This is a genomic window from Pseudobacteroides sp., from assembly GCF_036567765.1.
Classification (GTDB): Bacteria; Bacillota; Clostridia; order Acetivibrionales; family DSM-2933; genus Pseudobacteroides.
The window spans coordinates 14,973-39,940 of record NZ_DATCTU010000095.1 but is presented as its reverse complement, the minus strand read 5'-3'; the positions used below and the strand labels follow the sequence as shown (position 1 = coordinate 39,940).

The following is a 24,968-nucleotide window of genomic DNA, read 5'->3' as shown; positions in this document are numbered from 1 at the left end:
TTGCAAAATCGCAATCCATTTTGTTATTAACATAATATGTTTGCTATTGGCGATGTGTTCATGTCCATAAAGATTTTGCTGTTATATTAATTTTTAAAATTAATATATTTACATTGACAGAACAAGATATATATCATAAAATTACAATATATAGATATAAGGATTGAGTGTTAATATAAATTAACGAATCATCGAAGGGGGCGAATTAAATGAAGGTTGTAATAGTAGGTGGAGTTGCAGGTGGTGCAAGTGCAGCGGCAAGGCTTAGGAGGGTTAGTGAGGAGGCAGAGATAATATTGTTTGAAAAGGGTGAGCACATTTCTTTTGCCAATTGCGGGCTGCCGTATTATATCGGAGAAGTCATCAAGGATAAAGAAAAGCTCCTGGTACAGACTCCTGAAAAAATGAAGGAAAGATTTCGGATTGATGTGAGGGTAAACAGTGAGGTTACAAAAATAGATACAGAAAACAAGAAAGTTGAGGTTCTAAACCTTGTTGAAAGAAAGGTGTATACAGAAAGTTATGACAAATTGATATTATCTCCGGGTGCAGAGCCAATAAGGCCGACTCTTCCGGGTATAGACTCTAAAAGAATATTTACCTTAAGAAATATACCGGATACCTTCAGGATTAAGGACTATGTGGATAGGATGAATCCGAAGAGGGCGGTTGTTGTGGGAGCTGGGTTTATCGGCCTTGAAGTTGCTGAAAATCTTCATTTAAGAGGTCTTAAGGTTACTGTTGTAGAACTTGCAGACCATGTAATTGGGCCATTGGATTATGATATGGCTGCTTTGGTTCATCAACATCTGAAAACAAAGCAAGTTGAGTTCTATTTGAAGGATGCCGTTGAGGCTTTTGAGGATGGTGATGCATGGGTCAATGTTAAGCTGTCAAGCGGGCGGACCCTTAAAGCTGACATGGTAATAATGGGAATAGGTGTAAGACCTGAGTCTAAAATAGCAAGGGAAGCAGGCCTTGCCATAGGTAAAACAGGAGGTGTACTGGTAAATGAGTATATGCAAACCTCTAATGAAGATGTTTATTCTGTTGGAGATGCCGTCGAGATAAAGGATTTTGTTAGCGGCAAAGAGGCTTTGATTCCGCTTGCAGGCCCTGCCAACAAGCAGGGAAGGATTGCTGCCAACAATATAGCCGGTCTTTATGAAAAATTTGGCGGAACACAAGGCACATCAATTGTTAAGGTTTTTGATATAACTGTGGCTGTAACGGGGAATAATGAAAGAATACTCAAAAAAAACGGGATAGAATTCGAAAAGTCTTTTACCCATTCTGCGTCTCATGCAGGATATTATCCTGGGGCAATACCAATGTCGATCAAGCTGTTATTTGCAAAAAAGGATGGCAGGATATTAGGGGCTCAGATAGTTGGGTATGAAGGCGTTGACAAAAGGATGGATGTCATATCCACTGCCATAAGAGCAAATATGACTGTATTTGATTTAGAGACCCTCGAACTGTCATACGCTCCGCCCTATTCCTCAGCAAAGGACCCTGTTAATATAGCAGGCTTTGCGGCATCCAATATCCTAAAAAAAGATGTGGAGATATTTCACTGGGAAGAGGTAGGAGGAATTGACACTGAAAAGTCCATGCTTATTGATGTAAGATCTCCAGAGGAACACAGACTTGGAACCATTAAGGGATCTATAAATATATCTGTTGATGAGATTCGCGATAGGCTGGATGATATACCTAAAGACAAGGATATATACGTTTTTTGTCAGGTGGGATTAAGGGGGTATCTGGCGTCAAGGATACTTATGCAAAAGGGATATAGAGTAAAGAACTTAAGCGGAGGGTATAAGACATACCAGGTAGCCGTACAGAAGCAGGCCAATGAGGATATTTATGAGTATGACAAGATTTTAAAAAACGACGATATAAAGCCTGTTGATGTAAGCCCTGACAGCCGCATTGCTGATACAAAAATCCAGATTGATGCATGCGGGCTTCAGTGCCCTGGCCCAATAATGAAGGTTTATGACACCATTAAGTCAATGAACTATGGTGAAATTCTTGAGATAAAAGCAACAGATCCTGCATTTGCCGAGGATATTAAAACATGGTGCAAAACTACAGGGAATAGGCTGATTGATGTGAGATTTGAGAACAACACTTTTAAAGCAGCCGTTTTAAAGGAGGTAAATAACAATCAAACCCCAGAAGTTCCAAAAAAGAATGATAAAACAATGGTAGTATTCAGCGGAGATCTTGATAAGGCCATTGCATCCTTTATAATAGCCAATGGGGCTGCCGCAATGGGGAGAAAGGTTACAATGTTTTTTACCTTCTGGGGATTAAATATACTTAGAAAACCTGAAGGTGCAAATGTAAAAAAAGATTTTCTGTCAAAGATGTTTGAGTTTATGATGCCAAGAGGTTCAAAAAAGCTGACTCTATCCAAGATGAGCATGGGCGGTATAGGGGGAAGGCTTATAAGGTACCTTATGAAAAAAAAGGAAGTTTCATCATTGGAAGAGCTTATTGACCAAGCAAAGAAAAACGGTGTGACGTTTGTGGCTTGCAACATGTCCATGGATATAATGGGAATAAAGAGGGAGGAACTGATTGACGGCATTACAATAGGCGGAGTTGCAACGTTTTTAGGAGCTGCAGAGGACTCTGATATGAATTTATTTATATAAACATTATTAATGTACGATGGATGGAAAGGGAGGAGTGCATTGGAGAATTTAGAAAATATTCAAAGTAAGGCAGAAAAACTAAAGGCTTTAGCCCATCCACACAGACTTTACATTGTAAAAGAACTCATGGAAAGTATATGTAATGTTAGTAAAATGCAAGAATGCTTAAATCTCCCTCAATCCACTGTTTCTCAACATATAGCCAAGCTAAAGTCGGTAGGAATAATTGAAGGAAAGCATCATGGCAGTGAGATTTATTATGCAGTGATTGATGAGGAAGCCAAGAAAATAGTAAATCTCTTGATTAATTAAAATAGTAGACGATCTTAACATTGGATATCTCAAGAACACCAAAAATATGGTATAATAGAATTAGGGAACAATTTAATATAGCTAAAGCACTTTAATATTTAATGTGTTTTGGCGAAAAGTGAGGTGCCCATATGAAAATAACATTTCTCGGAGCAGCCAAAACAGTAACCGGATCTTGTTACTTAGTAGAAACAAAAAGCTGTAAGTTCCTTGTGGACTGTGGAATGTTTCAAGGCCACTCGAAGGAAATTACTCTTAATCAGGAATCCTTTCCTTTCGATGTATCGGAAATATCATTTATCTTACTGACTCATGCACATATTGACCACAGCGGAAGAATACCTAAAATATACAAGGATGGCTTTTGCGGCACTGTATATGCTACTAAGGCAAGCTGTGATTTATGCAGCATAATGCTTCCGGATTCAGGGCACATTCAGGAAATGGAAGCTGAATGGATAAGCAGAAAGAGGGAAAGAGCAGGCAAACATGCCATCGAGCCTCTATACACCTATCAGGATGCTCTTGATTGCATAAGGCTATTTAAAGGTGTCAACTATGGTGAAGCAATAAAAATTAATGATGACGTGAAGGTTAGATTCAATGATGCAGGTCATATACTGGGTTCAGCAATGATAGAGGTCTGGATTACAGATAAGGGTGAAGTGACCAAATTGGTATTTTCAGGTGATATTGGAAACAGGGACATACCCATTTTGAGAGACCCATCAATTATTGAATCTGCTGATTATCTTATCATGGAATCAACCTATGGAGATAGGCTCCATGAGGATAAAAGGGATAAGGTCCAAAAGTTTATCGATATAGTAGACCAAACAGTCCAAAATGGCGGAAATGTTATTATTCCTTCTTTTGCAGTTGGAAGAACGCAGGAAATAATATATGATATTCACAAACAAAGAGAAAAGTTTGAGGGCAAACTGGAAAGATTGCTGGATATTCCAGTCTTTATAGACAGTCCTTTAGCTATTTCTGCAACTGAAATCTTTAGAAAGAATCTTGATTGTTATGACGATGAAGCCAGACAATACATAGAAAACGGTGATAATCCATTGGATTTTCCGGGTCTGGAGTTTACAAAAACAGCGGATGAATCCAAGGAGCTCAATGAAAGAAAAGACAGCATCATAATTATATCGGCCAGCGGAATGTGTGAAGCAGGCAGGATAAAGCATCATTTAAAGCACAATCTCTGGAGGGAAGACTCTACAATTCTGTTTGTAGGTTATCAAGCTATGGGGACTCTTGGAAGAAAACTGGTTGAGGGTGCAAAAAAGGTTAAGCTGTTCGGAGAGGAAATCACTGTAAAAGCTAGAGTTGAATCAATTGATGGTTTTTCAGGCCATGCAGACAGGGATGATCTTTTGGCATGGGTTTCAAAGTTTAATAGAAAGCCGAAGAAGATATTCATTGTTCATGGTGAGGAGGAGGTAATGAATTCCTTTGCAGGACTTATTAAGTCTGAACTGGGCATTGAGACTCTTATCCCTGATAAAGGCCAATCTTACGTTATTACAGGCGGAAAAGTCATCGAGAGTATGGAAAAACCTGAGGTAAGTTATCAATTTAAGAGACTTGCAGTTATTGAGCTTCTTGAAACAATGAAGGAAGAATTCAACGAGCTTGCTGAAATTCTTAAAACCGATATGAAGGATGAGAAGGAAGATATTGAAATAGATGAACTCAGAATCAAGCTTAAGAATCTGGAAAGACAGATGGTTGAAGTTTTAAAGTAGATTGGTATTACGGTATTATGGTGTATTGGCTTTTTGGTTTGACAATATTATTAATTAGTGCTATAATTTTGTCAATAATGATAAACCTATGATCAAGGGTAGTAAGAATAATTATTTGTACAAAGAGAACCGCCAGGTGCTGAGAATGCGGTTACAAAGTTATTCCGAATGGTCTTGAGAGGGAAGCCCGAAATTATTATAAGAGTAGGTGCTTACGGGAATCTCGTCCGTTACCAGCGAGGCGTATATGATTGTATACTGAATAAGTGGACGATTTATCGTCAATTTGGGTGGTACCGCAGAAGCTATGACTTTTGTCCCTGTTATAGGGGATAAAGGTCTTTTTTTATTGTTTAGGACATTATAATACAAATGGTATTTTAATCGATATGAAAAGGAGGATGAATATGTCAAAAGGAAGATTTGGTATCCATGGTGGACAATATGTTCCAGAGACCCTTATGAATGCTCTGATCGAGCTGGAAGAGGCATATAATCACTACAAAAATGACCCTGCATTTATATCGGAGAAGGATGAACTGTTGAAAAATTACGCAGGAAGGCCGTCGCTGCTTTATTATGCAGAAAAGATGACTTATAATCTTCGAGGGGCTAAGATTTATTTGAAACGCGAGGATCTTAACCACACAGGATCTCATAAGATTAACAATGTATTAGGTCAGGTTCTTCTTGCAAAACGTATGGGTAAAACCAGAGTGATTGCAGAGACGGGAGCTGGACAGCACGGTGTTGCTACAGCAACGGCTGCAGCACTTATGGGACTTGAGTGTGAGATTTTTATGGGCAAGGAAGATACCGAACGTCAGGCACTTAATGTATACCGCATGGAGCTTTTAGGTGCAAAGGTTCATGCAGTAACAAGCGGTACTCAGACACTTAAAGATGCAGTAAATGAAACAATGCGTGAGTGGACCAAGCGTATTGAAGACACTCATTATGTCTTAGGTTCTGTGATGGGACCGCATCCTTTCCCAACTATTGTACGCGATTTTCAAAGCATTATTGGCCGTGAAGTAAAGCAGCAAATGCTTGAAAAAGAAGGACGGCTGCCCCATACAGTTCTTGCATGTGTTGGGGGAGGAAGCAATGCTATAGGGATTTTTTATGACTTTATAGAAGATAAAGATGTACGTCTTATAGGGTGCGAGGCAGCAGGCCATGGTGTTGAAACTGACAAGACTGCAGCAACTATAGCAAAAGGTTCTGTGGGTATTTTTCATGGCATGAAATCCTACTTTTGTCAGGATGAGTATGGACAGATTGCTCCGGTTTATTCCATTTCTGCAGGCCTTGATTACCCTGGAATTGGCCCGGAGCACTCAAACCTCTATGATACCGGAAGGGCTGAATATGTCTCGGTGACGGATGCTGAGGCTGTAGAGGCTTTTGAATACCTTTCACGTATTGAGGGAATTATTCCGGCAATAGAAAGCTCCCATGCAGTTGCATACGCAAAAAAAATTGCACCGACCATGGGCAAGGATCAGATAATTGTAATCAACTTATCTGGAAGAGGAGATAAGGATGTTGCTGCTATAGCACGTTACAGGGGGGTGCAAATAAATGAATAGGCTTGACGGAGTATTCAGAAACAAAAATGCCTTTATCCCATTTGTTACAGCAGGGGATCCCACGTTAGAGGTGACTGAAGAATTGGTGCTGAAAATGGCGGGAGCTGGTGCGGATTTGATTGAATTGGGAATTCCATTCTCTGATCCGATTGCAGAAGGACCTGTTATTCAGGATGCTGATTATCGTGCACTTTCAAGTGGAACAACTACAGATAAAATATTCGACATGGTAGGACGTATTAGAAAGACCTGCAATGTCCCTCTTGCTTTAATGACATATGCAAACCCTATATTCACCTACGGCTCGGAAAAGTTTATGAAGAACTGTCAGGATGCAGGTGTTGATGCAATTATTGTACCTGATATTCCATTTGAGGAAAGGAACGAACTTTTGCCCTATTGCTCAAAATACAATGTTACTTTTGTTTCTATGATTGCACCTACATCCCAAAGCCGTATTCGAATGATAGCAAGTGAAGCTGAGGGCTTTATATACTGTGTATCCTCCATGGGGGTAACCGGAGTTAGACAGGATATTGGTAGCAACGTAGAGGAAATGATTAAGCTTGTAAAAGAGGCTAAGGATATACCTTGTGCAATTGGTTTTGGTATATCTACTCCTGAACAGGCGGCAAAAATGATTAAGTTTTCAGATGGAGTGATTGTGGGTAGTGCAATAGTAAAGATTGTTGAGAAATATGGGGTGAACTGTGTGCCGCATGTTACAGAATATGTAAGATTAATGAAGAATGCAGTTGTTGGGGAATAGTAGGAAATTACACGCTGCAATTTTTCATGACAACGATAGGGGTTCTTTGCCATAAATTGCTGGAGATTTTCAAAAACTTTAGAGAAATACTATAAATAAGGAGGCTGATCTAATCTTATGGAATTATTTATGCCTGAAAGAGTATTTTTTGAACCTTCAGCACTCAAGTACCCCCTTGGTAAAGAGCTTTATGAGTATTTCCGAAATAAAAATACTGAAATAATAAGAACAACAGCACAAAATGTTTCACGAATGATACCGGGAACTACAGAAAGAGAAAAATTTCCAAGGGCTAAGAAAACTTTAGTGATCACAACCAAAAAAGGGACTAAACTTGATGTCTGCAAACCTTCTGCAGACTATGAATTTTCTCTGGTTACCAATTGTCCGGGCAACTGTGAATACTGTTATCTACAAACAGCCCAGGCGTATAAGCCTTATTTGAGGACTTATGTAAATCTTGAAGATATATTTGACAATATAAAATCCCATATAGCAAATAATGAAAATAAGCTGACCACCTTTGAAGTAGCCAGTTCAGGAGATCCTTTAGGCCTTGAACATATAACAGGGAGCTTATCAAAAACCATTGAATTCTTCGGAACCTTGGAAAATGCAAGATTGCGGGTAGTAACAAAGTTTGATAGGGTAGAACCATTGCTGGGCTTAAAGCATAACTCTCATACCCGTTTCAGGTTTAGCATAAATTCCAGGTATGTTATTAATAATTTCGAACATAATACCGCAAACTTAGAGGAGCGTGTTGAAGCGGCATCTAAAATAGCTGGTGCCGGTTATCCTTTAGGATTTATTGTAGCTCCCATCATGAGATATGAAGGATGGAAAGAGGAGTATATGGAGCTGTTTGACCGTTTGAAGGAGAAGATTAATAGTGTTAACTCCATTGAACCAATTACATTTGAGCTTATTCAGCACCGTTTTACACCTACTGCGAAAGAGTTTATCATAAAAAGATTTCCCGGAACAAAGCTTGATATGGATGAATCAAAGAGAACATTAAAGTGGGGAAAGTTCGGAAGGTATAAGTATACTTATACCAAAGAACATGCAGGTGAAATAAAGGAATTTATCTCTTCGCTGATAACGAAAAGGTTTCCTCAAGCATTAATTGATTACTTTGTGTAAATTCATTTATTGCTTTGCAGCTATATTTAATTTTGTCCATATATCAGGAAGTAGCTGTTGGAAAATGTCTTTTAACCGCCTAATATTGTGTTTTTTCTTTTCAAATCTACACAATATGTGTGGTTAAGTGCCGTTTTAAAACAGCTCCTTTCTCACTACAACATCAAAGTTGCAAAATCACTTCTCAATTTATTTTATTGCTGACTATTGTAGAATATTGGAATAAAAACTTCTTTTATGTGACAAAAAATGGCAGTAAATATATTTGGTTAAATATTGTAAACTAATTTCGTAAAATACTTTACAATATTTTAGATGTGTATTATCATATTTATATACAAAAGAATACTTTTATTATTTACTCGACAAAATATTTGGACCTTGTTAATTGAATTATGGTTATTTAAATTTTGAGGTTTTATTCTGTTATTATATAATGTCGGCGTTGGCATTATATATCTTGCGGCCAACCTTTTCCGGGGTTATTGGTTTAAACATAACTTCAAAAGCTTTTTATACTGCCATTACGCAAGTATGAGTGAAGCTTTGGCACTATCCCAAGTGTCAAACCGGGACAATTATCCATTAAATTAGTGAAGTACTAAAAATACAACTCTTTTTGTAAAAACAATTAAAACAATTATATAATAGGTTGGTGAAATAGATAAATGACATTGTAAAATCGTAATATAATGATAACAAAATGGTTATTTCCTTAAATAATCATTTGTTTTTTAATGTCTAAGAAATTGTGGTGTATACTACACAACAATTTCTCACGACAACGACCAAGGGTGCAAAATCATTTCATGATTTTGTTATGTCTAGGAAATTGTGGTGTATGCTACACAACAATTTCTCACGACAACGACCAAGGATGCAAAATCATTTCATGATTTTGTTATGTCTAAGAAATCGTGGTGTATTTAACACTACAATTGGGGGAATATATGAAAAACACACACTATTTTTTTCCTAATCCTAAACGGAAAAACATCAGTCGTTACTGCGAAATAAAATCGGTTGCTTCTTGTGTACCGGAGAAAACTTTATGCAATGATGACATTATAAATAGATACGCCTTGCCTTTCAAGAGCTCAGCTATTATAAAATCCATAGGTGTTGAATTAAGGCATGTAGCTCATGATCATGAGTCTGACAGTGATCTCTTAAAGATTGCAGCAGACAAGTGCCTTAAACAGTGCCAATTAAAGCCTGATGACTTATCAAGGCTTATTGTAAACAAGTTTTATGGAGATAATCTTCTGCCGATGACTGCAAGCATTTTGCAGCGAAAGCTTGAAAGTACTACTGCGTTCCATGCCTTTGATATTGATGGGGGAATATCATCCTTTCTTCATTCTGTAGATGTTGCCTCAAGGTTTATAAGTACCGGGGACGATTATATACTTATTGCATCAGGCGGTATAAGCAACAGGCTGGTAAGTAAAAATGATCCCAGAATTGCTTTCTTATTTGGTGATGCGGCAGCTTCCGTACTTTTAGGGTATTCTAAAGAACAACATATATTGGCAAGCTACTTTTATTCCAATTATGAATATTATGAGCAAGCTACTGCTATAACACCATTGACAATTGTAGATATGGGACAAGATTTAAATCTTGAGGAGCAGATGTCACATATATTTGATACATATAAAATGGGTAGCTGGAAGGACGCAGAGGATTTTTACAGGCAGGCTGTTAATGCTGTTTCACAAAATCTTTTATTGGAATGCGGTCTTAAGATAGAGGATATTGACTTGGTTCTTGTAACAGAAAATAATCGCAGGATTTGGGAACTGACTTTGGAAGTCCTGGGTATACCAGAAGAAAAAAGTATTACGCTTTTAAGGGATCATGGAAATACCATGTCAGCAATGTTGCCGCTTCTTATGGATCATGGCTATAAAACAGGTAGGATACAAAAAGGTATGAATATTATGCTGATATCGCATGGAGAAGGTTTAAGCGGTGGAGGTTTAATATATAAAGTCTAATATTTTATTTTGAATTTTTGGAGGATGAAAATGGATATGAATGAAAATGAGATTTTTAACAAGGTTAAAGAAATAGTTGTGGATTATTTGAGGGTAAACGAAGATGAAGTTAGCCCTGAAACAAATCTTGTTGAAGAGCTGTGTGCAGATTCAATTGCACTTGTCGAACTGGGATTCAGGTTTTCGGAGACTTTCTCCATTCCCATGATTGAAGGAGATTCTGAGCTTTATATTATGAAGAATCTTGTAAGCCATATTATAGGAAAAATGCAGGAGGCATAATTGATTAGATTATATTAATCAATTTTAAAAGGCTAATAGCTTTTTATATAACTGGAGGTTTAATGGAAAGAGAAGTAAAGTTTCCTAATATAAGATCACTCAATGTTGATAGGTATGCCAGAATAGTTTCTACAGGCATCGGCCTTCCAAGAGATGTGGTTTCAAATCAGGATATAATTGATAATTATAATATAATTGCAACAGACAGGGCAGTTGAGTACTCTGTGGGCATAAAGGAAAGAAGATGGACACAGTTAGACGAGAAAACGGAGGACATAATGGCTGCCGCTGCTGTACAGTGTCTCGAAAGAGCAGGTATAGATATAGACAAGGTTGACAGAGTTATATATACCAAACTATTTGGTGATTATATGATTCCTGCAACATCAATAGGAGTGTTAAAAAAGCTTGGTGTCAAAAAAGGTATACCAGCATTTGATATTTGCTCGGCATGCAGTGGATTTATGCATGCTATGGATCTAGCTATTCGTTATATTTCTTCAGGTGATGACTATGTTCTTATTTTCGGAGGAAGTACAATTGGCAAATGCACTCGCCATTGGAAAAGTCCCGACCCCAAAACCGTGTTTTTATTCGGTGATGCTATAGCAGCGATGTTAATAGGGTATTCCGAAGTTAAGAGCTTTATGGCTTCTTATCTCTTGACAAATCATTCTTTGTATGATAATGCAAAGATAACATTTGGAACCAGCTTCCTTCGAGAAGGAATGGAAAATTTGGATCCAAGTGTTTTTTTCATGAAAATCGCAGACCCAAATCTAATTTTTAACGGAGCTGTCCGATACTCTAAGATAATTGCAGACAAGCTGCTAGAAGAGACAGGTCTTACAACTGACGATATTGACTTTTTTGTTACGTCCGATCAATCAACAAAAATATGGGAGGAACAGCTAAAAGTAATTGGGATTCCAAAAGAGAAAAGTCAAAGTCTGTTTTACAAGCATGGGAACACCGTTGCAGCTATGAGCCCTTTAAATCTTGATAATCTTATAATTTCAGGGCGGTTAAAAAGAGGGGATCTCGTGATGATGCATGCACACGGGGCAGGAGCAAGCAGTGGTGGAATGATTTTCAGGTATTGAAATTACAAGCTTAAGTTGATCATAGGGTTTAATTTATTAGGGGGAAATATTTATGAATTATTGTGAATTTTTATTTGATACAGAGGAACAGTATCTGGATCTTGATGCACTTATAGATGGAGAAAATGGGAGAAGACTTACATATATAGAGCTTATGGAGGAAGTAAAAAAAGTAGCCGGACTATTGCAGTCAAAGGGTTATACAAGTGGAGATGTAATTGCAACTCATTTATATAACAGCATAGAAGCAGCGGTTATATTATTGGCGGTTCAATACATTGGTGGTGTAATATGCCTCATAGATCCGTTATATAAGTCTTATGAGGTTTTATACTATATAGAGGACTCTGGTGCCAAGTGCCTGGTTACCCATCTTAATAACACAGAGATAGATTTGCCGGAAAATATTAAGACGGATGTGGTTAATATTAATGAATTTAACGATGAAATAAGAACATATAGTTATGTAGACAAGGAATTTTACAATTATAAAGAAGATGAGCTGGCAATGCTTCTCTACACATCAGGTTCAACATCCAAGCCAAAGGGTGTAATGATATCAGCTGGATGCTACTCAGTGTTTTTGGAAAAAAGTAACATGTCTTTATATAAATATACCAAAGATGACAGGATAATATGTTTTGTACCATTCTCCCATGGTTTCGGTTCTCTTTCAATTCTTATTCCTTCCTTGGATGGAAAGGCTGCAATAGTGTTTTTAAGATCATTCCAGCCAATAAAGATTTCCAAAGCAATACTGGAAGAGAATATTACACATATTTTAGGTGTTCCAACGCATTATCAGCAGCTTTTAAGATATGAATCCATTCATGATTCACTTAGAAGGCTAAAAGCTGCTTTTGTTGCTGCGGCTCCTCTTAACTTTGAAACTGCTGCAGAGTGGTATAAAATTACAGGCATTTATCTTGACGAGGGGTACGGCATGTCTGAAACATCTACACTTATATCTACAAGAATGAATATGCTGCCTGAACCGGCAGGAAATGTTGGATTCCCACCGAAGGGCATATTGGAAATTAATGCTGTTGATGAAGAAGGCAGGGTTTTAGAGGATGGAATTATTGGAGAACTTAGGGTAAGAGGTAAAGGAATAATGCTGGGTTATTTAAACAAACCTGAGGAAACAGCCAAAAGAATAAGAGATGGGTGGGTGTATACAGGTGATCATGGCTATAGAAGAAGTGATGGTTCATTTGTAATCTGCGGACGGAAGGATGATGTCATTAATGTTGCAGGACTTAAGCTGTCACCTTTAGAAGTGGAGGCTGCAATAAACTCACATGAGGATGTTGTTGATTCAGCTGCAATCGGTATTGAAGATAGTATTTATGGTGAAATAGTTAAGGCATATGTGGTTTTGAAGGACAATGCAAAAGCGACTGAAAGAGATTTGATAAAGTATGTCTCAGGTAAGATTGCAAACTTTAAGGTACCAAAATACATAGCTATAATTGACGAATTTCCAAGGAATAATCTTGGGAAGATTGATAAAAAGGTACTTAAGGCTAAGGGGTGATTTTACGTGAATGAAGCAAGTTCCAAGTTTGTTGACAAATTGGCAATGGAAAAGCTTATTAGTGAAAAGCTGGCAAAAGTAAGACACTCACCCGATGATTCATTTTTTAAAAAAGATGAAATATCCTTGAATTGTATTGATGATCTGCAACTTGAAAAATCTCAAATCAAGTTAGTTGACATTGTCAATGGGATTAGTCACTTTCAGATTCCATCTTTTTATAAGCAACCGCATTATTTGGAAAATAACTTGATAAATATTTATTATTATCCGTCTGACAACCCTCAATGTAATATTTTACTGCTTCATGGTTTGTTTGACGACAATATGGCTAATTATCTATTTTTGATAAAGCAGCTCAATGAATTGAATTTCAATATATATTTTATGGTATTACCGTACCATTTTGAAAGAAGGCCAGAGGGAAGTTTTTTCGGAGGTGAATATTTCTTTAGTGCTGATTTGTTCAGGACAAGAAATGCATTTAAACAGACTGTTCTGGATATTGAGGCATCCATGCAGTTTATCGGATATCACAACAGTATGCCAAAAAGAATTTTAGGCTTTAGTATGGGAGGGTGTGCAGCATTCCGTTATTATTTACTGAAGAAAAGTCTAATAAAAACGTTCTTGCTTAATCCGGTTACAGAGTTTAAAAAGCTGGCATGGGACAACAATTTATTGCTCACAGTAGGACGAGACCTTGATGAAAGTCTAATGTCGAGGGATGAGGTATTAAAAATATTAGCAGAAATTGATCCCTGCGAAAATATTGGCCCGGATTTTAAGGTTGATAATCTGACAATGGTTTATTCAATCTATGACCAGGTAATCGAAAAAGTCAAGTATGATGCCTTTATAAATAAAATTGGAATTAAAAACGCTATTGAATACTCATCAGGACATTTGAATGTTTTAAGAGTGCCAAGGCTTTCTAGAGATATATTCAAATTTCTGAACAATGATGAAAGCATTCATAATAGCGATAAAAATAAAGATGTAAGTAATGTTTAAGAATTACTTGTTTTGATTTGGAGGTTTATGCAATGAAGAAGTATTATTATCCTAATGAAAGAGTTGCCGTTGTTGGAATGGGCTGTCTTATGCCTGATGCTGCTAACACTGATATTCTTTGGGAGAATATTTTAAGGAAAAAGGTTTCTATAAAGGAAGTACCTGACCATTATTTCAATAAATCTGTATTTTATAGACCTGAAGTAAATGGAAAGATAAACAAGAACGATAAAACCTATACAAAGGTTGCTGCAGTTGTCGATGAATTTGACTTTTTGGCTTTAGGAAGAAAATACAGAATACCGCCAGCAGTTGCAGCTTATTTGGATAACAACCAAAAATCTGCAATATACTGTGTAGATCAGGTAATTGGGAAACTGAACGGTAGTCTTCCTAAAGAGCGTACAGCAGTTATTTTATGTACAGGTGCACCTGGCGAGAAATTTGAAAATGTTGTTAGAAGGACCTTTTTTGAAAATGTTCAAAGTCATATAATAAATCATCCGGAACTGGCTTCCGGAAAATTTCCTCAGATCCAAGAGGTTTTAAAAGAGGTTTCAAATGAACTTTTAAAAAATACACAGCCTATAGCTGAGGATTCAACAACAGGATTTTTGCAGAACATTACTGCAGGGAGGATTTCAAATATATTTGATTTATGGGGACCTTCATATGTAGTTGATTCTGCATGTGCATCCTCACTTACTGCTATTGCAATCAGTGTTGCGGGGCTTTTGAACCATGAATACGATGCTGTTGTTACGGGAGGATCAGAGGTTACACTATCTGAAGTGGGTCTTACTGCATTTTGCGGAATAAATGCACTGTCTCCTGATGGTTCATATCCTTTTGACTCCAGAGCAAACGGATTTGTTATGGGACTGGGCTGTGGTATTATAGTTTTAAAAAGGCTGTCCGATGCAATCCGTGACGGAGACCATATCTATTCCGTTATAGCAGGTTATGGTCAGGGAAGCGATGGGAAAGGCAAATATATTGCGGCTCCAAGTGAAGAGGGTCAGGTTAGAGTCATACAGAGTGCTTGTAAAATGGCCGGTTATTCAGTGGATACAATTGAGATGCTTGAAGCTCACGGAACAGGAACCATTGTTGGAGATGTGGTGGAGGTATCGGCTTTGAAAAAAGCCTTCAGTGGGTTAGGTGCCCAGAAGGAAAATAACTGCGGTTTGGGTTCGATAAAATCAAATGTAGGCCATTTAAGAAACGCAGCAGGAATTGCAGGTTTTATAAAAGCATCACTTGCACTGCATAACAAAATACTGCCTGCATCTGCGAACATAAATGAAATAAATCCAAAGCTGCAGTTGGAAGGCTCACCGTTTTATGTTATTCGTGACAACAAAAACTGGAATGAAAATCCGCTTCACCCAAGAAGGGCAAACATAAGTGCCTATGGATTTGGAGGTGCCGATTACCATGTGTGTCTGGAGGAATTCAGGCCTGAGTTTTTACAAAAGACATACAGCATTAGTAATACTGATAAAAGTGAGAATAGGAGTGAATTGGTAGAAAAGATAGAGAGGGAAGAAAAGGAAGAAGCTGTATTTTTTTCAGGGGATACCATTGAGGATATAACTAAGGCATTTATGGCGTTTATTGAAAATTATGGGGATCAGTCTTTTGAAAAGGCTGTCTATATTAACAATCTGTCTGTATGCTCATGCCATGAGTGGAGGTTATCTATTTGTGCCTCCAATATAAAGCAGTTGAAGGATAAATGGGGCTTTGCAGAACAATACATTAGGGAAGACAAGCTGAATGAGGCTCATATTTTAAATCTCAAGGGTATATACATTGGGCATGGGGCTAATGTACAATCCTCTCAAATCGCCCTTATGTTTCCTGGTCAAGCGTCCCAATACCCGAATATGTTAAAAGGTCTTTATGATACATACCCCAGTGTAAAAGCTTTCTATATGAAAGCAGATGCATTGTGGAAATCAAAATATAACAGTTCCATTATGTCAATGGTATTTGGCGATGATGAAGAAAAACTTAAAGAAGATCTCAAAAATACAAAAAATACACATCCTGCGATGTTTATCAGCAATATGGGAGTTTACAATCTGCTAAGTGAAGCCGGTATAAAAGCCGATTATATGATCGGACACAGCCTTGGGGAGATTATTTCACTGTATGCTGGCGAGATGATAGATTTGAGGGCGGCTGTAGAGGTAATTGGTGAGAGAGGTTTTTCATTTGACAGTATTGACGAGGATAAAAGAGGCAAGATGTTAAGCGTCAAGGAAAAAGCCGAAAGGGTTGCAGAATTTATTGAATCAGGTGGGTTTAAAATAGGCATTGCCAACATAAATTCATTGGATCAGACTGTTGTTGGGGGAGAAAGTGCTGAAATAGAAAGGTTTACCCAGTTTTTAACTGAAAAAGGCTTGAAGCATACTCTTTTAAATGTATCCCACGCATTTCATACAGGTATTGTATCGAAGGCTGCGGATTCCTTTTATGAAAAAATTAAGGGTATCAAGTTTAATAATCCAAGATTAAATATGATGGCTTGCCATTTGACGGATTTCTACAATGATATGAATATAACATCTGAAAGTATGGCTGACTTATTGAAACAACAAATTCTGTCACCGGTTAGGTTTACCGATTCTGTTTTAAAGCTCTATGATAGGGGTGTAAGGGTATTTATAGAATCCGGGCCATCCAATGTTTTGACTAACCTTGTCAGGAATATACTTCCAGGTAAAGAAGTTAAGATAATAAACATAAACAACAAGGGTAAGTGCTCAGTGGAAGGTTTCAAACAAGCTCTTGCCGCACTGTTCGCTCATGGTGCCGAAGTTTCTTATGTACCATCCAACAGTGTGCTCGGACTACCCGTAAGTATTCAAACTGAAAGTATAATACCTAATTTGATGGATACTCAGTATCAGAACACTCAATACCAAAGTTCTCAACCTCAAGGTGCAAAGTACCAAAATTCCGAAGACGCAGAAACAAAATCAAAGGAAAGCCTGGTATACAGCGGGGCATCAATGGGGCTTCCCGGTACCTTTAAAAAGGCTTTTACTGATGATAATTTCAAGTATATTTTGGATGGGAAAAACATGATTGAGCTGCTTACCGATGAGGAAGCTCAAAGTATACTGGATTTAAATATTACAAGGTTAATAAAAGGTGAAAAAGAGGCGGTATTTAAGAAGATATCCACTATCAATGAGGTTATTCACCTTTCGGGTAAAATGGGTAAAATGGATATGATCAATGACTATCTCATTGACGAAAAGATTCTAACCCAGATGACCCAGAGTGTATGTGCCGGTGTTGCAGCAGGATATGAGGCATTAAAAGATGCCGGAATTCCCTTGATCAGAGAGTATAGGAAAACTGCTTCAGGAGCGTCTTTGCCTGGAAGACTAGTTCTGCCTAAGGATATGCAGGATGATACCGGTATTATTTTTGCAAGCGGTCATTCTCAAGTTGAATCTATAATATCCGAGGTGTCAAAGTATACTGCAGCAAAGTTTGGAACAAGCACGAGGAAAGATATTTTAAAATTCTTTGAGGATGTTATATCAAAGGTAAGTGATTTTGATAGTAAGAATATACTGGCAGACTGGTTTGCATTGCATTACTCAAGGCTTTCTAGTAATCCTACTGAAGCTGATGTATATGAATTCAATCATAATTTTCTAGCACTCCTGTCATCCCAAGCCAATAACAGGTTGGCACAATTTATTGGGGCAGAAGGGCCGAATATGTACATAAGTGCAGCATGTTCATCAACAGCAAGTGCAGTAACTGTTGCCGAAGATTTGATTCGTGCAGGACATGCCCGCAGAATGATTGTCATTGGTGCCGATATAACAAGCGGAAAGAGTATGCTGCCTTGGTTTGGGGCTGCATTTTCAAGTATCGGTGCACTCACTGACTCGGATAGTCTTTATGATGCTGCAGTTCCATTTGATAATCGCAGAAACGGTATGATTCTTGGATCGGGTGCTGTCGGACTTATAATAGAAAAGGATGCCGATGTCGTAAAAAGAGGTATGAACGGCATTTGCCGGATTTTAGGCACCCATTTGTTTAATGCTGGGGGCCACCAATCCAAAATTGATGTCAATAAGCACTGTGTTGAGTTGGACAGGTTTATCTCAAAGATGGAGAATGAGCATAACTTAAGCAGAAATGACATTACATCAAAAATGGTATATTGCTCCCATGAAACTTATTCAAACAAACAGGGTGGCTGCTCAAATATGGAGAAAATTGCCCTTGAAAAAACTTTTGGAGAAAAGTTCCGTGAGATTAAAGTAATTAATACTAAGGGGATGACAGGTCATACCTTAGGAGCTTCGATTGAGGAAGCGGTATCGGCAAAAGTTCTGCAGTATCAGGAGATTCCGCCTGTTGCAAACTATAAGGTGCCTGACCCGGATCTTGAGGGCCTTAATTTGTCAAAGGGCGGTAAGTATGAATTTGAGTATGTTCTGCGGACAGTAGCTGCTTTTGGAGCAAACGGCAACTATCATTTGCTTCAAAAGATCGCTCATGGAGATGAAAGAATAGTTGATAAGCAGGCATATAGAGACTGGCTGGACTCTGTTGCATCAAAAAATGCAGGGCTAAAAAATCACGGTAGGCTGCTGGTTGCTGATTCTTCTGAAGGTCAGTCGATTGGTGGATTGCCTAACGTACATGGCAGGGAAGTGTTGGCAGCAGAAACAAAAAAAGCAGATAAGATAGATAAGACGGATAAAATAGAAATGAAATATAGTGTAGATAAAACAGAAAAGACAGCTGCCCGGATTGAAGAGAAAAAAGCCGATGCAATGCCTGTAACACTTGATACTGAAAAAATAAAAGATGAGGTTTTATCGATCTATGCAGACATAACCAAGTACCCTAAAGAAATGCTGGAGCCTTCAATGGAGCTTGAAGCTGATTTGGGGATAGATACAGTCAAGCAGGCAACTATTTTTTCTATTTTGACAGAGAGGTTTAGCCTGGCACTTTCAGAGGGGCAATCACTTTCAAATTACCCTACGATCGGGCATATTATTGGACTTGTATTGGAAAAAGTGAGCAGTGATTGTGCAGCTATGGAAGTTGAGTATACTGAAAAAGAAGTTGCTGCAGAAGAAATTCAGATTGTATCAGATAATCAAGATTGTGAAGACGAAGTTCTAAAACTTAATTGTGAAGACGAAGTTCTAAAACTTATTTCAGAAATTACTTTGTATCCTGTGGAGCTGCTTGATAAGGAAATGGATATGGAAGCAGACCTGGGAATTGATACTGTTAAGCAAGTCACAATATTTTCCATTATCAGGGATAGGTTTGAAATTAATGAAAATAGTTCTGAAAACATATCTCAGTATAATACCATTGGTGCAGTTATAGAATTTGTTAAAAGAAACATTAAAAATTCAGTTGATAGAAGGGTCCAACAGGTAATTAAGACGGATAAAAATATTGGGGTTCAGGTTTTGGAGCTGATTTCAGAGATTACTCAATATCCGGTTGAAATGCTTGAGGATGATATGGAGCTTGAAGCTGATTTGGGGATTGACACTATAAAGCAGGCAACAATTTTTTCGGAATTAAGTCAAAAGTTTAATCTTGGTGCCGATATAAAGCTTAATCCATCAGAGCTTAAAACTATTAAAGATATAACAAATATAGTTGAAAGCTATGCTGTTGATGCCAAGCAGGACGAATCTTCACAATCCGCTGATGCCTCTAAGGCAGCGGAGTCTTATGAAGAAATTAAAACCGTAGCAGAGTTTGAGGCGGAAGAGACTGAGCTTTATGAAGCAAAAAAAGATGGAATAGCAGATGACGGCTTTGATAGAGAGCTGTGTGTTCAATATCCTGTTGTGGTGGAAGAAAATATAGGAACTAAGGATTATGATTTAAAGGGCAGGAGTATCCTGGTGATCGGCGATAATCAAGAAACCGTCAGAAATGCCTTTGAGTATTTTGGAAAGTTTTCGTCAAATGTAAGCGAGCTGGTATTTGAGCAATCTATGACTTCGGATAAATTGGATAAATGTATGAAGGGTTTAAAAGATATAGTTAATAATACCGATATCATAATAGATTGCGGTCATATAGGTGAAAGCTATGAATTTGAAACGCTTACAAAAGAAGCGGAAAAAGATATACTTCGATTAAATAGTTTAATAAGGTTTATGTTTTATAAAAAGCTCTCACAAATAAGACCTGATCCCACATTAAGAATACTGTCCATTGTTTCTATGGATGGATGCTTCGGATTTGCAGGGGAAGTTAATTCAGAGGTTGACCCGTATTATGGTGCACTTTGCGGATTTTACAAAGGTATTAGGAAAGAATTTGGAAAATCAAAAGTAAAGATAGTAGATTTGGGTAGAATGAACAACGGGGAGAAGCTGGATGAAATAATATTGGCAAGGCTTCTTAATGAGTTGGAGGAAGGATTCAAGTCATATGAGATAGGTTATGTCAATGAAAAAAGAGTGACCTTGAAACTGGATAATATAGATCGAAGAGAAATGACGCCTATTGAGCAATATGATTCAAACCATTTCCTCATAACAGGAGGAGGAAATGGAATTACGGCAGCCATTGCACTGGGAATTTCCAAAAGAATAAAGGCGAAGATAACCATACTCGGAAGGACAGAACTGCCTTCAAATATTGATGAACTTTCAAGCCTCGATGAAAATTCATTGGAGCAAAAAAAGCTTCAAATACATGAACAGCTTAAGAAAGAGGGCAAGAAGGTGTCTCCGGCTGAGGTTCAAAAAGAGCATACCAAATTGATAAAAGCAATATCGGTTTACAAACTATTAAATAATATCAGAAATAATGGGTGTGAGGTTCGTTATTTCAGCTGTGATGTAAGTGAATATGAAAATTTGAGTGCAGTCCTTCGTGATGCAGTATCGGTGTTTGGTCCGGTAAATGTTGCCATCCATGGTGCAGGAGTAGAAAAAAGCAGGTTAATAGGGCAGAAGACAGTAGAGGAGTTTAGGGAAGTATTTGAGGTAAAAGCTAATGGATTGTGCAATCTATATAGATTAATAGATAAAAGTCATTTAAAAGTGCTAGTGGCATTCTCATCCATATCAGGAAGGTTTGGGAATGAAGCACAATTGGATTACTGCTCAGCAAATAATTTTCTAAGCAGCTTCATGTCCATGGTTAAGTCTCAGAACAGTAAAATAAGAGCTGTGAGTATTTCATGGTCGGGATGGAAAGAGTTGGGTATGGCTTGGAGAAATGAGTTTGTTAAAGAAAACTCCGAGGAAATGGGACTTCATTTAATTGAACCGGAAAGAGGAATTAATGAATTTTTAAACATACTCACAAGCAATATAAATATGGATGAAATTGTTATAAGTAAGGGATTAAGCTTTTTCGTAGGCCTTAAAAAGTGGCATGGAATAAAAAATCCGACACCTCTTATTGACTGGGTAAGCAAAAAAGATGGAGATATAAAGAAAATTTATAAGGTGCTTTCTGTCAAGGGGGACCCAATAATAAATCACCATAGGGTTGGAAAGACTCCATTGATGCCTGCTGTAGGTTTTATGGAAATTGGTGCTCAGGCACACAGCTTGATGTTTGGAAAAAAGGAGCAATACTGCTTTAAAAACCTCAAGTTTAATACAGCTTTAAAGCTTTTTAATGAAAAACCGCAGGAGATTATAATGAAACCTGAAAAGTCTTCTGATAACCTAATCAAGGCAACCTTTTACAATTATTTTAAGCCTAAAATAGGTCAAGGCAAGATGATTGAACTAAACAGCATGAATGTTTCGCCAAACATCGGAGATTATGAACATTTAAACGAGCTTAAAGGTATTGAAACAGATAATATGGTAGAGATTACGCTTAAGGATTCACTTGAAATGTTATCAAAGAAGCTTCCAAATGCCATAAAGTTAGGCCCGCTGTTTATGGATGAAAAGGCTGCAAAAGTCAATATGTTCAAATACAATGATCAAGGAGTTGTCCTGTCCATTGCATTATCTGAGGAGCAGATAAACAATAAAAAGTATAACCTTGATAATTTGCTTATAAATCCAGCCTTTGCCGATTCATTGATGCAGTCCTGCGGGATTCATTCTTCGGTTGATACTGATGGTCTTTATCTGCCGTGGGAGATCAAGGAGTTTGGTATTGTTAAGGCTCCAAAAGAACCCGGTCTGTTTAAGGCATATGCTAAAAGGATCAGCGGAGATGACAACGAGAAATCGTATAACGTTATTTTGTATAATGATAAGGGAGAAGTTTGCTACTATGCAAAAGATGTTACAGTTAAGCGAATAGCACAATGATTAACGATAAAACAATTTATGATAATTATCATTATGTAAGCAGCTTACGTAAAACAGAATATATGATGAGGAATTCTCTTGATTTATTAAGCGGGTCTTATAAATTTGAGTTCTGCCTTGTTAATATGACTGATATGGAAAGAAGACTCAGAGAGAAGGAACTAAACCTTCTCTCAGTCCTTTCTGAAAAGGAGATGGATCATTTTCACAGCCTTAAGATTAACAAAAATAAAATTCAGTGGGCGGCAGGAAGGTATGCTGTCAAAGCTGCTTTATTCAAATATAAAATGTCGGAATCAAGTCTTGTAAATCCCTCTTGCATAGATGTACTAAAAGGTAGGGATTCTGCACCGTATATCCTTCAGTATCCTGACTTGTGTGCTTCTATTACACATTCCTTTCCGTATTGTATCGGAATGGTTTCAAGCAATAGGATAGGTGTGGACCTTGAGAAGGCAGTAGTGCCTGAACCTTCTTTGATTGAGCATTTCTACAGCAGAAATGAAAAAGATGCTTTGAAGGGTCTTAAAGGAGCAGAGGAATATGCTAAAAGGGCAATGGAATATTGGACAAGAAAAGAGGCGGCATCTAAGGTTGTTAGACTTGGAATGAAGCTTAACTTTAAAAGGCTTGATACATCAAGGGATAAAGTTGTTATTGACAATTGCTGTATCCGGGTTAAATCCGTAGTTTGCAGAGAGTTTTGTCTATCTATAGCCTTTGAGGAAAAAGTGGATTAAGACACTTTTAGCTATATATTTGGCTCTACAGTATATATTTTCAAAATTCCACACCAATATATTGAAACTCACAACTTAAGTGTGATAAAATTAATAAAATTGGTTAAAAGTATTAAAAAGTGTTAAATTATATTTAAGATTATTAATTAATAAGGAGGAAATAAAATGGGCTTTTTGGATTGGGCAAAGCAGAAAGGTGCATCATTAACCGGAGAAGTTAAAAAGATTGCAAATAAGGATTTCATGGAAGCAGTGGCTGCGGCATGTGCACTGGTAGCTTCAGCAGACGGAAATATCAGTTCTGAAGAAAAACAAAAAATGATTGGATTCATAAACATCAACGATACTCTTAAAGTGTTTAAAATTAACGATGTAATTGATAGGTTCAATCACTATGCAAGTCACTTTGATTTTGATTACAATGTAGGTAAAATAGAAGCAATGAAGCAGGTTGAAAAAATGAAAAACAAACCTTCGGAAGCAAGGCTTTTGATAGCAGTTTGTGTTTCAGTGGGATCTTCAGACGGTAACTTTGACAAGAGTGAAGTTGCAATTGTAAAGGAAATGTGTCAAAGACTTAGCCTTGACCCAAAAGAATTCGGAATATAATATATTCAAGGTTAAAAAGGACAAGCCAACTGGAAGCTACCAGTTGGCTTATTATTTTGTAAGTTACAGTTATTACGCCATTGGCAGAATTGCTCAAAATGTAAGTATTGGATGACCTTGTTAAATAAAACAGTTCGTTTGTTGTTATAGAAAATGTATAGAAAAATAAATTCAGATTGGATTCAATTTAAAGGTAGACTATGATAAAATTGTTATTGAAGAGAAAGTATTAGTTTACGTTCAGAAGTGATGAGCTTAGTATAATTATTATAAGGAGGACTCTTGTGGAATCAAATAATCACAAAATAAATGATGAGAATGAATTCGAAAAGGAACATTATAAATAGCAACAATGTAACTGCATGGGGATTTAGTGCAGTCAGTGTTCTACTGTGTTTAGGGCTTGTTTTTCTAATTAAGAGAAGGGGAGGTTCAAATTCTTGAGTGAAATTAAAAATAACAAATTAGTTGTATTTATTATTAGTGCCGCTGTTTTGGTAGTTCTGCTATGCACTGCCTATGTAGCGATACAGAATTTTCAACCAAAGGATATATATATTTTAAGCTATGAAGATTTAGACAAGTTTAATTTTAAATTAAATTTTAATACTAATGGAAAGTATCAGATTGATACATATAAGGGTACGTTTACTAAGGATTTGGTTAAGGATGGGACAAAGACAATAGAATTTAAATTGCCTGATAATATAAAAAAAAGCATATATGATTTAATGCGGGATATTGATATTATGTCATTTCCCACTAAATTGGATTTGGAGGGTACAGGGATTATGCCTTCATGCGATTATAAATTAACAGTAACCATTGGAAGCAAGAGTAGAACAATAGAATGGAGTAACGGATTATATCCAGAGGTTAACAACATTGATCTTTCAATCCATAACAAAAATTTTCTGAAGCTGGTCAAATATATTAGTGATTACATTTATAGTACTGATGAATATAAAAATATGCCTGAGGCTAATGGTGCATATTTGTAGAATACATAAAAACAATCAGAAAAAGAATAAAAGTAGACTTTATTTTTCTCACGACAACATCAAGATTGCAAAATCACTTCGTGATTTTGATATTAGCCAACTGCTTGATATTGAAGTCCTAA

15 protein-coding genes and 1 other annotated feature are annotated in these 24,968 nt (G+C 37.2%); all 15 genes read left to right on the top strand.

Annotated elements, in window-relative coordinates:
* Nucleotides 1-209: 209 nt before the first annotated feature.
* Nucleotides 210-2,669: a CoA-disulfide reductase gene (locus VIO64_RS14840; protein WP_331919601.1), complete on the top strand. Its 2,460-nt coding sequence runs from the start codon at nucleotides 210-212 to the stop codon at nucleotides 2,667-2,669.
* Between the two features lie 39 nt (nucleotides 2,670-2,708).
* Nucleotides 2,709-2,981 (top strand): metalloregulator ArsR/SmtB family transcription factor, encoded by a 273-nt coding sequence (locus VIO64_RS14835; RefSeq protein ID WP_331919599.1) that lies wholly within the window; start codon nucleotides 2,709-2,711, stop codon nucleotides 2,979-2,981.
* 131 nt (nucleotides 2,982-3,112) lie between these two features.
* The gene (locus VIO64_RS14830; RefSeq protein ID WP_331919597.1) at nucleotides 3,113-4,738 is read left to right on the top strand and encodes an MBL fold metallo-hydrolase; all 1,626 of its coding nucleotides are present in this window, start codon (nucleotides 3,113-3,115) and stop codon (nucleotides 4,736-4,738) included.
* A 79-nt stretch (nucleotides 4,739-4,817) separates the two neighbouring features.
* Nucleotides 4,818-5,063 (top strand) — a binding site (T-box leader).
* A gap of 82 nt (nucleotides 5,064-5,145) precedes the next feature.
* Nucleotides 5,146-6,330: a tryptophan synthase subunit beta gene (gene trpB, locus VIO64_RS14825; protein WP_331919595.1), complete on the top strand. Its 1,185-nt coding sequence runs from the start codon at nucleotides 5,146-5,148 to the stop codon at nucleotides 6,328-6,330.
* Entirely contained in the window at nucleotides 6,323-7,099 is a 777-nt protein-coding gene (gene trpA / locus VIO64_RS14820) for a tryptophan synthase subunit alpha (protein ID WP_331919593.1), read from the top strand. Before trpB ends, trpA begins: the two co-directional genes overlap by 8 nt.
* A 117-nt stretch (nucleotides 7,100-7,216) precedes the next feature.
* The gene (splB, locus tag VIO64_RS14815) at nucleotides 7,217-8,245 is read left to right on the top strand and encodes a spore photoproduct lyase (RefSeq protein ID WP_331919591.1); all 1,029 of its coding nucleotides are present in this window, start codon (nucleotides 7,217-7,219) and stop codon (nucleotides 8,243-8,245) included.
* Between the two features lie 950 nt (nucleotides 8,246-9,195).
* A complete protein-coding gene (locus tag VIO64_RS14810) occupies nucleotides 9,196-10,245 on the top strand; it encodes a 3-oxoacyl-ACP synthase III family protein (protein ID WP_331919589.1) in 1,050 nt (349 codons plus the stop codon).
* Between the two features lie 30 nt (nucleotides 10,246-10,275).
* Entirely contained in the window at nucleotides 10,276-10,527 is a 252-nt protein-coding gene (locus tag VIO64_RS14805) for an acyl carrier protein (RefSeq protein ID WP_331919587.1), read from the top strand.
* Between the two features lie 62 nt (nucleotides 10,528-10,589).
* Nucleotides 10,590-11,630: a ketoacyl-ACP synthase III gene (locus tag VIO64_RS14800; protein ID WP_331919585.1), complete on the top strand. Its 1,041-nt coding sequence runs from the start codon at nucleotides 10,590-10,592 to the stop codon at nucleotides 11,628-11,630.
* Between the two features lie 52 nt (nucleotides 11,631-11,682).
* Nucleotides 11,683-13,167: a class I adenylate-forming enzyme family protein gene (locus VIO64_RS14795; protein WP_331919583.1), complete on the top strand. Its 1,485-nt coding sequence runs from the start codon at nucleotides 11,683-11,685 to the stop codon at nucleotides 13,165-13,167.
* Nucleotides 13,168-13,173: 6 nt separating this feature from the next.
* On the top strand, nucleotides 13,174-14,181 hold the full coding sequence (locus VIO64_RS14790) for an alpha/beta hydrolase (protein WP_331919581.1): 1,008 nt from the start codon (nucleotides 13,174-13,176) through the stop codon (nucleotides 14,179-14,181).
* A gap of 32 nt (nucleotides 14,182-14,213) precedes the next feature.
* Nucleotides 14,214-22,496, top strand: a complete 8,283-nt coding sequence (locus tag VIO64_RS14785; protein WP_331919579.1) for an SDR family NAD(P)-dependent oxidoreductase — start codon at nucleotides 14,214-14,216, stop codon at nucleotides 22,494-22,496.
* Nucleotides 22,493-23,236, top strand: coding sequence for a 4'-phosphopantetheinyl transferase family protein (locus VIO64_RS14780; RefSeq protein WP_331919577.1), 744 nt, complete (start codon nucleotides 22,493-22,495; stop codon nucleotides 23,234-23,236). Before VIO64_RS14785 ends, VIO64_RS14780 begins: the two co-directional genes overlap by 4 nt.
* Nucleotides 23,237-23,401: 165 nt before the next feature.
* Nucleotides 23,402-23,845, top strand: a complete 444-nt coding sequence (locus VIO64_RS14775; protein WP_331919575.1) for a tellurite resistance TerB family protein — start codon at nucleotides 23,402-23,404, stop codon at nucleotides 23,843-23,845.
* 440 nt (nucleotides 23,846-24,285) lie between these two features.
* Nucleotides 24,286-24,846, top strand: a complete 561-nt coding sequence (locus VIO64_RS14770; protein ID WP_331919573.1) for a hypothetical protein — start codon at nucleotides 24,286-24,288, stop codon at nucleotides 24,844-24,846.
* Nucleotides 24,847-24,968: the final 122 nt, after the last annotated feature.

Bases quoted from the DNA above. Each gene is read 5' to 3' on its own strand.
- VIO64_RS14840 (WP_331919601.1), top strand. From the start codon at position 210: ATGAAGGTTGTAATAGTAGGTGGAGTTGCAGGTGGTGCAAGTGCAGCG.
- VIO64_RS14830 (WP_331919597.1), top strand. From the start codon at position 3,113: ATGAAAATAACATTTCTCGGAGCAGCCAAAACAGTAACCGGATCTTGT.
- trpB (WP_331919595.1), top strand. From the start codon at position 5,146: ATGTCAAAAGGAAGATTTGGTATCCATGGTGGACAATATGTTCCAGAG.
- trpA (WP_331919593.1), top strand. From the start codon at position 6,323: ATGAATAGGCTTGACGGAGTATTCAGAAACAAAAATGCCTTTATCCCA.
- splB (WP_331919591.1), top strand. From the start codon at position 7,217: ATGGAATTATTTATGCCTGAAAGAGTATTTTTTGAACCTTCAGCACTC.
- VIO64_RS14810 (WP_331919589.1), top strand. From the start codon at position 9,196: ATGAAAAACACACACTATTTTTTTCCTAATCCTAAACGGAAAAACATC.
- VIO64_RS14805 (WP_331919587.1), top strand. From the start codon at position 10,276: ATGGATATGAATGAAAATGAGATTTTTAACAAGGTTAAAGAAATAGTT.
- VIO64_RS14800 (WP_331919585.1), top strand. From the start codon at position 10,590: ATGGAAAGAGAAGTAAAGTTTCCTAATATAAGATCACTCAATGTTGAT.
- VIO64_RS14795 (WP_331919583.1), top strand. From the start codon at position 11,683: ATGAATTATTGTGAATTTTTATTTGATACAGAGGAACAGTATCTGGAT.
- VIO64_RS14785 (WP_331919579.1), top strand. From the start codon at position 14,214: ATGAAGAAGTATTATTATCCTAATGAAAGAGTTGCCGTTGTTGGAATG.
- VIO64_RS14780 (WP_331919577.1), top strand. From the start codon at position 22,493: ATGATTAACGATAAAACAATTTATGATAATTATCATTATGTAAGCAGC.
- VIO64_RS14775 (WP_331919575.1), top strand. From the start codon at position 23,402: ATGGGCTTTTTGGATTGGGCAAAGCAGAAAGGTGCATCATTAACCGGA.